Origin of the sequence: Candidatus Skiveiella danica (genome assembly GCF_022705245.1) — a bacterium.
In the GTDB taxonomy this organism is placed as follows: Bacteria; Pseudomonadota; Gammaproteobacteria; order Burkholderiales; family Burkholderiaceae_C; genus Skiveiella; species Skiveiella danica.
In genome coordinates this window covers 1-255 of sequence record NZ_JAKJEW010000159.1, presented here as the reverse complement: position 1 = coordinate 255, position 255 = coordinate 1, and the positions used below count along the sequence as shown (strand labels likewise).

Below are 255 nucleotides of genomic sequence, written 5' to 3'. Positions count from 1 at the left end.
CAGCGCCTCGCCGCCCTTGCGCGGCAGCTTGTCCTCGACCACCTGGCGGCCGATGTCGAGCAAATGGCTGTACTTGACGCCGGACGGGCAGGTCGTTTCGCACGAGCGGCAGGTCAGGCAGCGGTCGAGATGGAGGCGGGTCTTCTCCGTCACCGCCTTGCCCTCCAACACCTGCTTGATCAGGTAGATACGACCGCGCGGGCCATCGAGTTCATCACCGAGCAGTTGGTAGGTCGGGCAGGTTGCGGTACAGAA

At 64.7% G+C, this 255-nt stretch carries 1 protein-coding gene; it reads right to left on the bottom strand.

Going from position 1 to position 255, the window contains the following annotated elements; genetic code table 11:
• A partial coding sequence (locus ACMUOY_RS20695) for a 4Fe-4S dicluster domain-containing protein (RefSeq protein WP_413894588.1) occupies nt 1-255 on the bottom strand: 255 nt, incomplete at both ends.